This window comes from Mixta sp., from assembly GCF_024610815.1.
Taxonomy (GTDB): Bacteria; Pseudomonadota; Gammaproteobacteria; order Enterobacterales; family Enterobacteriaceae; genus Mixta; species Mixta calida.
Genome location: NZ_JANION010000177.1, coordinates 1 through 12,220, shown reverse-complemented (window position 1 = coordinate 12,220; position 12,220 = coordinate 1). Strand labels below are relative to the sequence as shown.

The window sequence follows — 12,220 nt, the reverse complement described above, 5'->3', positions numbered from 1 at the left end:
CGACGCAACGCATATCCTGGACGCCACGCTGACCGCGGACGGCAACGTCTACGTCACCTGGCAGTCCGATAATGTGGATGGCAGCGGCAACGGGGTGGAAGGGATCGTGATTAACCCGGACGCGGCCTACTATTCTGAGTTTGCGGTTAATACCACGACAACAGGTGACCAAACCGCTTCTAAGGTTGTCTCACTGCCAACGGGCGGGCTGTTTGAAGTTTGGGTCTCTGCCAGCGGCGACGGTTCCGGTACGGCCATCAAAGGCCAGATGCTGGATGCCAAAGGGCAGCCGGTGGGCAGCGAATTTACCGTGAACTCCACGACAACGGGCAACCAGTTGACGCCGGTGGTGCTGGAGAACGGCAATATCGAAGTGGTCTGGACCAGTCCGGGAACGAATGGCGCTAACTACATTAAGGGCCAGCAATATAGCTATTCCTATGATAAGGAAGGAAATATTAATGGGCTGACCCCGGTGGGCGGCGAATTTAATATTAGTTCTGGCGCAGGGGCAACCGGCCAGCAGCACCCAGATGTGACCAGCCTGGATGACGGCGGTTATATCGTTGTCTGGGAGGCCCTCGTCGGTGGCGAGTATAAGATATTCGCCCGTCAGTACGACGCCGATAACTCCCCGGCGACCGGGGAAATCGTTCTGGCGTCAACCGGTTTAACCACGGGCATCCTGGGCAACAGTAACAGCTGGAGCGCTCTGCCTTCCATTGCGCAGCTCAGCAATGGTCAGATTGCGGTCACCTATGCTGTGAAGGGAACAGGCTATGACACCAGCGTAGTGATGTACGATCCTGCAACGCATGTGGTGAGTTCCAGCTCTATTGTGAACCAGACGACCAGCGGCGATCAGGCTTCTGCGACCGTATCGGCGTTGGATAACGGTAACTTTGTGGTCACCTGGGACTCCAATGACAACAGCGGGCCGGATCAGAGCGGCTACAGCGTCTGGGGACGTCTCTATGACGGAAGCGGTAAGGCGTTGTCGAATGAGTTCATCATCAATACCGACACGGCTGGCAATCAGCATCTGCCTAAAGTAGTGAGCCGCGCCGACGGCAGCTTCGTGGCGCTGTTTGTTTCGGCGACCGACGGCGATGCCGGTCCGGGCACCTACGGCATCTACGCGCAGTACTTTGACGCAGCGGGCCATAAGGTTGGGCAACAGATACAGATCAACCAGCTTAACTTCGGCGATCAGACTGAAGTTGACGCCACCTTTACCGAAGGCGGCCAGCTCTACGTCACCTGGACTGATTCTGGCGTCGGCGACGGTAGCGGTTCGGCGATCAAAGGCCGCCTGGTCGATCTGGTCGAGACCCTGGGCCTCCCTGACGACGGCACCGGCGTAACCCATATCGACTATCGGCCCGCGCAGCACTACCTCAACGGTACTGACGGCAACGATTCGCTCGATGGACGTGGCGCGATCGCTATAGATGGCAAAGGCGGTGATGACACCATCTTTATTAACAGCACCGCCTTTAGCAGCATTAACGGCGGCGACGGCAACGATACGCTGGTATGGGACTCGAATAACAATTTCGAGCTGGGCAGCGTCTCGTCGAAAATTTCCGGTATTGAAACCATTCATATGGGAAATAACGCGGCGCAGACGTTGGTTATCAGTGCCAGCGATATTCTGGAGATGACAAAAGATAATGGGGAGAGTGAACACGTACTGAAAATTACCGGCGACGACGGTGACTCAAATACCAATGGCGCACGCGATACGGTTAGCATTAATAAATCTGTCTGGACGGCTTCTTCCAGTGAAACAGAGAACGGTGTGACCTATGACGTGTATGTCCATAACGATGATGCCACCGTTAAGTTGATGATTCAGCACGGGCTGAACGTCGTGTAAAGCAGGACCCAGGCGGTGGCGTTTGCCACCGCCTCAGGGATGTAATGCTTTTTTCGCAGCTGATGCGATTTTACACTGTAAGGGAATTATGAAACGGTCCGTAATAACGCAGTTCATACAGAAAAATCGTCGGACATCTGTTACCGCTGTCCTGTTTCTTCTTCCCGCATTTAAAACAAATGCGACCGAGTTTATTGATATTTTAAGGATGACGGCAGAGCATCCTTCTATTCAGTCTGCGCTCTTATCCACCAACGCCGCCTATTTTGATATTGAACAGGCAAAGGCGGCAAATAATCTTCAGCTCAGCGCCGGATTGAGCTCAAAAACCTATTCCGGCCAGCCGGGTTATGAAAATAATCCCATCGCGCCGCATATCAGAATCAGTAAGGTGCTTTACGACCACGGGCGTACCGACGACGCCGTGCAGGGCAAAGAAGCCGCGTTTTCCATGCAGCGCGCGCAGGTGAAAGTGACGCAGGAAGCCCTGAATCAGCAGGCGCTGTCGCTGTTCACTACTGCCGTTACCAATGCCAGAGTGGTTGCGGTCCTCGATCAGGAGATCGCCGCCCTGAGCGATCTGCTGCGACGAGTGAAAACCATTGCCAGTATCGATTCCGGGCGCGCCTCAGAGATCAACCAGGTTGCTACACGCTTAAGTTCGGTGACCGCCAGCCGTGAGATGAGCAACGCCAACCAACAGCAGGCGTGGCGGCAGCTCTCTACGCTGTTGAATAGCAACATCACTCTGACCAGCAGCCTGCCGGAGCTGAAGCGCGCCGGACTGCTGCCCGATTCGCTGGATACCGCGCTGCGGGCGCTGACGGATAACCCTTCCTTTACGGTGGCGCGCTACAAGCGCGACGAGGCGCGCGCCGCGTTGCAGCTGGCGTCGAAATGGAATCGTCCGCAGTGGAGCGTGCAGCTCAGCCTCGACAGCCCGCGCAACCACGGCGAACTGGAGCCGTTTAAAGCGGCGATGCTTCAGGTAAGCAGCGACATCAATCTGTGGGACGGCGGTTCGGGCAGCGCGGCGATGAAAGGGCAGACGCAGCGCCTCGCCTCGGCGGAGCAGGATATGGATGCCACACTGCGCACGCTGCGACAGCAACTGGAACAGCTGTGGATTTCGCTGCCGCTGCGTCAGCAGCAGATCGACGCGCTGCAAAAGCAGTCCGAATCTGCGCTGAAAACGTGGAAAGCGGGTGAGATTCAATTCTTCGCCGGCCAGCGTCCGCTGACCGATCTGATCTCTTTCGCCACCGACTATTACGCCAGTCTGGCGAGCCTGGAGGAGCAAAAGGTGCAATATGCCGCCATCCAGTGGCAGATTGTCGCCGCGCTCGGAAAGCTGAGCGATCTGGCGAAAAACGTGCCTGTTCTGCCCGGCACGCCGCTGACGCCTGGGGCCATGCCGCAGAAACTGAAGGCGAAAAGCGCCATTAACCAGCTTAATCAGCATGCCATCGGAGCAGGCGGACGTGATGCGCAGGCGCACAATCAGGCGATCGATACTTTTAAAGCGGCGGCGGAAAGCAGCCGTCACGCCGCTTTTATCCCTAAGGCAGAAGCGCCTGGCCTCCTGGCGGGAGGCAGCGCGCCCGTGGCGAACGCCGCAGGCGAAAAAAGCGGACTGCGCAACAGCAAGGCGGACGTGGCGCGGCAGGATCTACGCGCATGGCCATGGAATGGACAGTAAACAGAGAAGCAGTTGATGACAATTTCAGAGATACCGCAAACCCTTACTCCGCCGCGTCCTGAGCCAGAGCTGGAAAACGCGGCGGCGCCAGAGACATCGGACGAGAGCCTGCCGATGGCGTTGCAAAATGCGCTGCGGCTGTTTGACGTGCGCTTAACGCTCAGCGAAATCTGCGATGGCATGCCGCGTTGCCCGGACAGCGGCCAGCCGGAGAAACAAAAGCGCTGGGCGACGCAAGTATTGCAGCGGCGCAGCATGACCGCCGTCTGGCGCAGCCTGGCGTTAACGGATGTGAAATCCTTTCTGCTGCCCGCCGTGATCCGTTTTCAGGAAAGCTACGCGGTGCTGACCCATTATGACGAACAGCAGTGCCGCCTGATTCTGCCGCTGCTGGGCAGTCAGCCGGTCGCGATCGATACGCAGGAGCTGCTGCGCCATTATGAGGGCGAGCTGCTGCTGCTGCGGCCAAAAGCGCATATGGATCATCGCGCCGAGGATCTGGTGCAGTTGTCCGGCGAACACTGGTTCTGGCACACCATCTGGCGCTTTAAGCGCTATATCTTCGAGGCGGCGGTGCTGTCGGTGGTGATCAACGTTCTGGTGCTGGCGATGGCTATTTTCACCATGACGGTCTACAACCGCGTGCTGCCGAACCAGACCTACGTGACCTTATGGACCATGGCGATCGGCGTAACGCTGGCGCTATTTTTTGAACTCTGCGCGCGGCTTGCCCGCGCCTGGGTGACCGATCGCGCCGGTAAAAAAATCGACCTGCTGCTGGGCGCGCAGATCTTCCGTCATGTTTTACAGGGCAAGATGGAAAACCGCGCCCAGTCCAGCGGCGCGTTCGGCAACGTGATGCAGAGTTTCGAAACCGTGCGCGAGCTGACCACCTCCGCCGCGCTGACGACAGTGGCCGATCTGCCGTTCGTGCTGCTGTTTCTGCTGGTGATCCATATGGTCGCCGGGCCGCTGGTTTGGTGCGTGGTGCTGATCCTCGTCGCTATCGTCACCATGGTGCTGCTGATGCAGATCCCGCTAAAGCGTCATGCCGAAGAGTCGATGAAGATCGGCAGCAACCGCTACGGGCTGGTAATCGAAACGCTGGATAACCTGGAAACGATCAAGGCGCTGCGGGCGGAAAATCTGGTCTCCGGCAAGCACGATATCGCCAGCGTAAAACTCTCTACCGTTTCGATGAAGTCGCGTTTTTTGTCGACGATGGGCTCCAGCATGATCCAGACCACCCAGCAGTTCGGCACGGTGCTGCTGCTGCTGTGGGGATCTTACCTGGTGGGTGACGGCGAAATTTCCATGGGCGGCATTATCGCCACCATGACGCTGATGGGCCGCGCTGTCATGCCTATCGCCACGCTGGCAGCGCTGGGTCTGCGCATTCAGCAGGCGAAAACCTCGCTGAGCATTCTGAATAAGGTGATGGAGACGCCCATTGAGCGCGAGCATGGGAAAGTCTATGTACAGCTGCCGCAGGGCAGCCCCAGTGAGATCGTCTGCCAGAACCTGAGCTTCAGCTACCGTAAAGAGCTGCCGCCTGCCGTCGACCGCATCGATCTGACGCTGCACCACGGCGAACGCGTCGCCATACTCGGCAAGATGGGCTGCGGCAAATCTTCGCTGTTGCGCCTGTTGGTCGGGCTTTACCAGCCCACCGGCGGCAATATTCACATCAGCGGCGTCGATATTAATCAGATAGAGAAAGGGGAGCTGCGCTCGCGCATCGCGCTGGTGAACCAGGAGCCGCGTCTGATGTTCGGCACGCTGCGCGACAACCTGCTGATGGGCGCGCCCTGGGCCAGCGATGAAGAGATGATGCGGGTGGCGCAGATGACCGGCGTCAGCGATATCGTGGCGCGTCATCCGATGGGCTTCGGCATGCCGGTCGGCGAGCGCGGGGATACGCTGTCGGGCGGACAGAAGCAGGCGATCGCACTGGCGCGCGCGCTGTTGACCGAGCCGGATGTGCTGCTGCTGGATGAACCGACCTCCGGGATGGATATGGGATCGGAGCGCATGGTGCTACAGGCACTGGTGCCGGCGATGGAGGGCCGAACGGTGGTCATCGTCACGCACCGACCGGCGGTGCTGAAATATGTCGATCGTATTATCGTTATGGATGAAGGGATGAAAGTCGCCGACGGTCCGAAAGAGGAGATCGTAAAACTGCTGAACGAAGGCAAAATTCCGGCGGCTTCGGTGCTGCGCTCGGCCGCAAAACCGAACGTCGTGGCCGGCAAACCGGTGACGGCATAGGAGGAAGATATGCGTAAGCTTTTTGGTAAAAAACAGGCTGCCGTGACCGGCATCGCCCGCACCGATACCGCCTTTCAGTTTCACGATATAACCGCCAGCGAGATTGTGCGTGCGGCAAGCGAGGATCGCTGGGAAGGCTGGCTCTATATCAACGGCGGCATCATCGCCATGTTTGGTGCGGCGCTTCTCTGGGCGGCAAACTGCAATATCGAAGAGGTAACCACCGGTTCCGCGCAGATTGTTCCCAGCTCACGCGAACAGGTGTTGCAGAGCCTGGAAGGCGGGATTTTGCAGCAGTTGCTGGTGCATGAAGGCGATACGGTGGAAAAAGGGCAGGTGGTCGCGCGCATCGACCCGACCCGCGCCAAGGCGTCGTTCCGTGAAAGCGCTAACCGGCTGCTGGCGTTGAAGGCGCAGGCGGCGCGGCTGGCGGCGGAGGCGACGGGCACGGAACTCGTTTTTCCGCCGGAGGTACAGAAGTCGCCGGAGCTGGTGCAGCGCGAGACGGGGGCTTACCAGCTGCGCAAACGCGCGCTGGATGAATCGGTGGCGGGCTACGTGAGAACCCGCGATCTGATTGAAAAGGAGCTGGTCATGGCGAAAAAGCTCGCCGCGGAGTCGTTGCTTTCCAATACCGAGGTGCTGAAGCTGGAGCGCCAGGCCAACGATGCGGAGTTGCAGATTATCGACCGTCAGAATCGCTATCGTAAAGAAGCCAATGATGAGCTGTCTAAAGTCGACGTGGAGATGGCGAGCCTGCAAGAAACGGCGCTCGGCAGGCAGGATACGCTGGAACGCACTGAGCTGCGTTCGTCGGTGCACGGCGTGGTCAACACCATCCGCATTAATACCATCGGCGGGGTCATCCAGCCGGGCGCGGAGATCATGGAGATTACGCCGCTGGACGATCAGTTGCTGGTGGAAACCAAGATCAAGCCGTCAGACGTGGCGTTTCTGGCGCCCGGCCAGGAAGCGGTGGTGAAAATTTCCGCCTACGACTACTCCATCTACGGCGGGCTGAAAGGGCATGTACAAAGCATCAGCCCCGGCGCGCTGAAAAATGAGGAGGCAAAGATGCCGAAGCGTCAGGGCGCCGATGAAACTTACTACCGCGTGATGGTGCTGACGGAGAGCAATACGCTGACCAAAGCGGGCAGCCGCCAGCTGCGTGTGATCCCTGGCATGACCGCGACGGTGGATATTCGTACCGGCGAGAAGAGTCTGCTGCAATATCTGCTGCGGCCGCTGCTTCGGGTTCAGGAGGCGTTCCGCGAGAAATAGGACCGCAAGCGGACGGAAATAGTGAAACTGGCGAGGCGGCTGGTAAAGCTTCGCCAGTACCTTGTTAATAAACAAGGAAGACGATTTTAACCGCATCGGCGGACAACAAAAGCGGTAAAACCGCTATTCAGGCTAATCGATTAACTTACTATGGTTAAACAGCTGTTCTCCCTGAGCCGGAGAATAAGATGAATCCTTCCTTTATCCAGTCACCTACGGTGGCATAGACCGATGAGTCGTTCTTTAACGGCCAGCTGGCGCGCCTTTCGGCGAAAAACGCCGCCTCACCCATGTTTGAGAAAAACGGGCTATTCAGCCGAAGGAGGCACAGCATGGCTGATTCTGCCTGCTTTTATGGCACAGGATATTGTGGCGCTGGGCGTGATGCAGGCGCTGCGCAAAACAGGGCGTGAACCGGGATGGGATTTTGCGCTGGTGGGCTTTGACGATATTACTGAAGCGGCGCGGGTGCAGCCTGCGTTAACGACAGTCTCGGCTGCGGCGAAAGAGATTGGCCGTAAAGCGGGCGAGCTGCTGTACAGCCGCATTCAGGGCAACGACGAACCGCCGAAACGCATCATCCTGCCGCCTGCGTTAGTGATCCGCGAATCGTGCGGGTATGGACAGCCTTCTATTACGGTCAGTGCTTAGGGCGGAGCGTCAGCCCGCGGGAAGTAATGAAATCTACTACGGCCGATCGTGTAAGGGCGCGATACGCTGACCAAAACGCGCCGTCTGGCCCCAGTGCCTAGCCTGATTCCCGCACTACCAGTTCCCCTGACAGAGTGATACGCTGCGGCGCCAGATCGGGCCGCTGGATTTTCGCCAGCATCATCGTCGCCGCCTGCTGCCCCGCCTCATCGCTGGCGGAGGAGACATAGGTGAAGGAGGGGGAGCTGAGATTGATTTGTAGCATATCCTCAAAACCCACCAGCGAAATCTGCTGGGTAAGGAACACATCTTTACCCACGGTGCGCCCGGTTTGCTGAATGCCGCTCAGACAGCCGATAATCGCGTGGGCCGAATGGCAGAGCAGGGCGGTGATCTTATTATTGCTCTCCAGCAGGCGGCGGCTGGCCAGCCGCGCGGCCTCGGTCTCCTCCAGGCAAACCGGCGCCCACTCCGCGCGAAACGGCAGGCCATGCTGCTGCAACGCCTGACGATAGCCTTCCAGCCGCTGCGCGCGCAGTAGCGATTCGGCTTCGCCGCCGATATAGCCGATGTTGCGGTGTCCACGGCCGATCAGATAGCGCGTCGCCAGCGCCGCCGCCTGACGGTTATCGCGCACCACCAGATCGTCGGCGTTATCTATAGGCGTCTGCGAGACAATCACCTGCGGCAGCGGGCAGTCGCGCATCGCTTCAGGCAGGCTCTGGCGGCGCGGATTGGCGTTAAGAAAGATGACGCCCGCTACGCCCTGACGGCTGAATGCCAGCAGACACTGCGTCAGCCGCGCCTCCTCATCCTGCGGATAGGCGAGCAGCGCCATATAGCCCTGTTGCTCCAGCGCCTGCACAATGCGCGTCATTACCTTAAGGGTAAAGGTATCGCTGAGATCGCAAACCACCAGGCCAATCAGGTTAGAGGTGCTGGCGCGCAGGTTCGCTGCGGCGACGTTGTGAACATAGCCAAGTCCGGCGATAGCAGCCTGCACTTTTTCGATTGTTTGCGCAGAAATTTTCCCTTTTTGACGCAGCACCAGCGAGACGGTGGAGACGGAGACGCCCGCTGCTTTCGCCACATCAATAATACTCACCTTTTTCATGACGATCCCTGTTTTACGCCCTTTCCCATAGCGCCGGGAAAGGGCGATGGCCAACGTTTAACGACCTGTTAGCTTACTCATTTGCTGGGCAATAAACTGTGCTCGCGCGCCGAAGATAATCTGAATTCCGCGTTCGCCAACGAAAACCACGCCGCGCGCACCGAGGTTGTGCAGGCCATCTTTATCAACCGGCTGGCTTTGCTCGACTTCCAGACGCAGGCGCGTAATGCAGGCGCCGACGCTGGTGATATTTTTCTCGCCGCCCAGCAACTGCACGATTTCCTGCGCCAGCGCCTCGTCGCTTTTATCGCTTACGTTCGCGGTAACGTCGGTGCGGCCCGGCGTTTTAACGTCGAAGCGGCGAATTACGAAGCGGAAAGTGAAGTAGTAGATCAGCGCCATCGGCACGCCGACGATAACGGCATTAAGATAGTGGGTCTGGAAGCCGTTAAGCGAGGGTAGAATGCCAAAGGAGATATAATCGATCAGGCCCGCAGAAAAGGATTTCGCAATATGCGCATGCAGTAAATACATGCACATATAGGCCAGGCCAGCCATTACCGCGTTAAAAACATAGAGCAGCGGCGCGACGAAGATAAAAGTGAACTCTACCGGCTCGGTAATACCGGTCAGGAAGCAGGTCAGGGCGGCGGAAAACAGAATGCCGGACGCGATTTTCTTATTTTTGCTGTTCGCCTCATGGTACATCGCCAGACAGGCGGCGGGCAGCGCAAACAGCATTAGCGGGAATTCACCCTGCATAAACTTGCCGGCGTTCTGGTAGCTGTCGCTGCTGAAGGATTTCACGCCCTCTTCCAGCATTTTGAACCAGATGGTTTGATCGCCGTGAATCAGCTGGCCGCCCTGAGTGGTGTAATCGCCGAAAGAGTACCAGAAAGAGGGATACCAGATGTGATGGAGGCCAAGCGGGATCAGCGCGCGTTCCACCAGCCCGAAGATAAACGTTGAGGCCGCCTGGTTATCGCCGTTTACCAGCACCGACAGCGCGTCGATGCCTGTCTGAATATGTTGCCAGATGTAGGGCAGCACCAGACCGAGCAGGAATGAGAGAAAGGCGGTAACGATCGCGACGAAGCGTTTGCCGGAGAAAAAGCCAAGGAATTCCGGCAGCTGGAGGGTATGAAAACGGTTAAAGCACCAGGCGGCGAGCACGCCGCAGATTAGGCCGCCGAACACGCCCATCTGCAGCGTCGGAATGCCGATCACCATCGCGTATTTGCCGCCGCTGGCCGCCATCTCCGGCGTAATATGCATCACCGTGCCGATGGTGACGTTAGTGATCAACACCGACACCGCCGCTGACAGCGCGGCAATCCCCGATTCCGAAGCAAGGCCGACGGCCGAACCGATAGCGAACAGCATCGGCAGGTTATCGAAAATTACCCCACCAGCGTTCATCATCAGCGGCAGGTGAAACTTATCGCCGAACGCCAGCAGCAGGCCAGCCGCTGGCAACAGCGAGATCGGCAGCATTAACGCGCGGCCAATCATTGATAATTTAGATACAGAAGTGAATAGCCCGGTAAACAGCCGCATAGCGCCCCCGATGAAATAATTCGCGTTACAGTGAAAATGCTTTTTTATGGTAGGTAGAACGTTTTAGTAGAACGTTCTACTCATCCTCATCCAGCGCGTGTCGGCGCGCAATGGGAATTTCGCGTTCAGCCAGAGGAAATTGTTATTTTATGACGCGGATCTGAAATCCTGACGGGAATTTCAGACGCGGAAAGGGAATGTAAAGCTGGCGCTCCTCGGAGGGACAGGAGGCGCGTGGTAACAGGGCAACGAGAAGTTTAAAACGCCTGCCGGGACTGAGTTTAGCGCGATAGCCTTTTATTTTCAGCCGGGAGCGAAAAGGGCATGTGGTGTGTAACTTGATGCGCCTTGTTAAGTAGGCTAGCCTGCTCAAATTCGGTGTAAAACGAACTTTTTATAACAGGTAATAGTGATAATGGCTCTGATTCCAAAAAACTACGCGCGGCTGGAAAGCGGCTATCGCGAAAAAGCATTAAAAATCTATCCGTGGGTATGTGGGCGCTGCGCCCGCGAGTTTGTGTATTCAAACCTGCGAGAATTAACTGTCCACCATATCGATCACGATCATACCAATAACCCCGAAGATGGCAGTAACTGGGAGTTACTATGCCTGTATTGCCATGATCACGAACATTCTAAGTACACAGAAGCTGACCAGTACGGCACCACTGTTGTAGCGGGAGAGGATGCGCAAAAAGATATCGCCGCAGCCACTTATAATCCCTTCGCTGATTTAAAGTCGATGATCAATAAGAAGAAATGATTTCAAAAACGTCCGCTTCCGCTGCAAAGCAACCCGGTACGGGCAGGCAGTCGGCTACGAGCGAGAGGCGGACCTGATAGTCCAGCGCGAAGCCGTTTATTACCATTAAGTATTTTTAATAAATATTGCGATGACGCTCCAATAAAAAGCGCCTGATTGATAGGATACGGATACAGGCAAATCTGGAGCAGATCATGAACAAGGACACACTCGTTACGCTGCTGAAATATAAACGCTGGATTGATTCAGAAACACTTCAGTCAATAAAACGCATCGACACCTCCTCTTACGCGGAAAAGCGTCACCTGATGCTAAGGCTTATGAATCACATTCATGTCGTCGACGTGATTTTCAGCGCTAACATCATCGGTCGGCAACATAGCTATACAGCCCTGAATACGCCAGAAACGCCATCCGTGGAGGAACTTGAAGTCAGCATGGCCGAGTGCACGGACTGGTATATTCAGCATGTTAATTCAATGACGCCCGCCGATCTTGATGAAACCATTAAATTCAGTTTTGTAGACGGTGGCGAGGGAGAGATGACGGCGATGGATATGCTGAATCATATGCTCTTTCATGGGACATACCATCGCGGCGCGGTAGGCTGGCTGATTGGAGAATGCGGCGGCACCCCACCAAAGGACGTGCTGACCGTTTTTCTAAGAGACCATAATAAGTAAGAAAACCCAGGGTCCGGCCCCGAAAAAGCAAAAACCCGCCTTTTGGGCGGGTTCTCTGAATAAGTGGTGCCCGGACTCGGACTCACGCCGCAGGCGTTGAACAGCGCGCCTGGCGCGCTGGCCCCGAAGGGGTGAGCCGCTGGCGGCGAATAATCGAACGCAGTTCGATGGAGAGTCCGGCCCCGGAAAAGCAAAAACCCGCCTTTTGGGCGGGTTCTCTGAATAAGTGGTGCCCGGACTCGGAATCGAACCAAGGACACGGGGATTTTCAATCCCCTGCTCTACCGACTGAGCTATCCGGGCAACGGGGCGCATTAAACCG

The 12,220-nt window shown here is 56.9% G+C and carries 9 protein-coding genes and 1 tRNA gene; 7 read left to right on the top strand and 3 right to left on the bottom strand.

All coding sequences use genetic code 11. The features are described 5' to 3' along the window. The 5 genes from MYY08_RS13520 to MYY08_RS13500 form a co-directional block, all read left to right on the top strand. Positions 1-1,879 (top strand): hypothetical protein (locus MYY08_RS13520; RefSeq protein WP_288014560.1); only part of this gene is annotated, 1,879 nt, incomplete at its 5' end. 208 nt (positions 1,880-2,087) lie between these two features. Further along, on the top strand, positions 2,088-3,578 hold the full coding sequence (locus MYY08_RS13515; RefSeq protein ID WP_038623815.1) for a TolC family protein: 1,491 nt from the start codon (positions 2,088-2,090) through the stop codon (positions 3,576-3,578). Positions 3,579-3,593: 15 nt separating this feature from the next. Beyond that, on the top strand, positions 3,594-5,849 hold the full coding sequence (locus tag MYY08_RS13510) for a type I secretion system permease/ATPase (protein WP_084970685.1): 2,256 nt from the start codon (positions 3,594-3,596) through the stop codon (positions 5,847-5,849). 9 nt (positions 5,850-5,858) lie between these two features. Then, positions 5,859-7,130: an HlyD family type I secretion periplasmic adaptor subunit gene (locus tag MYY08_RS13505; protein WP_084970684.1), complete on the top strand. Its 1,272-nt coding sequence runs from the start codon at positions 5,859-5,861 to the stop codon at positions 7,128-7,130. Between the two features lie 231 nt (positions 7,131-7,361). Continuing rightward, positions 7,362-7,781 (top strand): substrate-binding domain-containing protein, encoded by a 420-nt coding sequence (locus MYY08_RS13500; protein ID WP_257152236.1) that lies wholly within the window; start codon positions 7,362-7,364, stop codon positions 7,779-7,781. Positions 7,782-7,878: 97 nt separating this feature from the next. Here MYY08_RS13500 and malI read toward each other — a convergent pair whose 3' ends face one another. Both malI and MYY08_RS13490 read right to left on the bottom strand, forming a co-directional pair. Continuing rightward, positions 7,879-8,895 carry a Mal regulon transcriptional regulator MalI gene (malI, locus tag MYY08_RS13495; RefSeq protein ID WP_084970682.1) on the bottom strand — a complete coding sequence of 339 codons (1,017 nt, stop codon included), beginning with the start codon at positions 8,893-8,895 and terminating at the stop codon, positions 7,879-7,881. 57 nt (positions 8,896-8,952) lie between these two features. Then, the gene (locus tag MYY08_RS13490) at positions 8,953-10,452 is read right to left on the bottom strand and encodes a PTS transporter subunit EIIC (protein WP_288014556.1); all 1,500 of its coding nucleotides are present in this window, start codon (positions 10,450-10,452) and stop codon (positions 8,953-8,955) included. 415 nt (positions 10,453-10,867) lie between these two features. Here MYY08_RS13490 and yajD point away from each other — a divergent pair, with 415 nt between their 5' ends. Together yajD and MYY08_RS13480 are read left to right on the top strand one after the other, a co-directional pair. Continuing rightward, complete coding sequence (yajD, locus tag MYY08_RS13485) at positions 10,868-11,215, top strand: HNH nuclease YajD (RefSeq protein WP_038623817.1); 348 nt, start codon at positions 10,868-10,870, stop codon at positions 11,213-11,215. A gap of 194 nt (positions 11,216-11,409) precedes the next feature. Beyond that, on the top strand, positions 11,410-11,898 hold the full coding sequence (locus MYY08_RS13480) for a DinB family protein (RefSeq protein ID WP_038623819.1): 489 nt from the start codon (positions 11,410-11,412) through the stop codon (positions 11,896-11,898). A 227-nt stretch (positions 11,899-12,125) separates the two neighbouring features. On the opposite strand, the gene MYY08_RS13475 is transcribed toward MYY08_RS13480, so the two are convergent. Further along, positions 12,126-12,201, bottom strand: a tRNA-Phe gene (locus MYY08_RS13475). Positions 12,202-12,220: the final 19 nt, after the last annotated feature.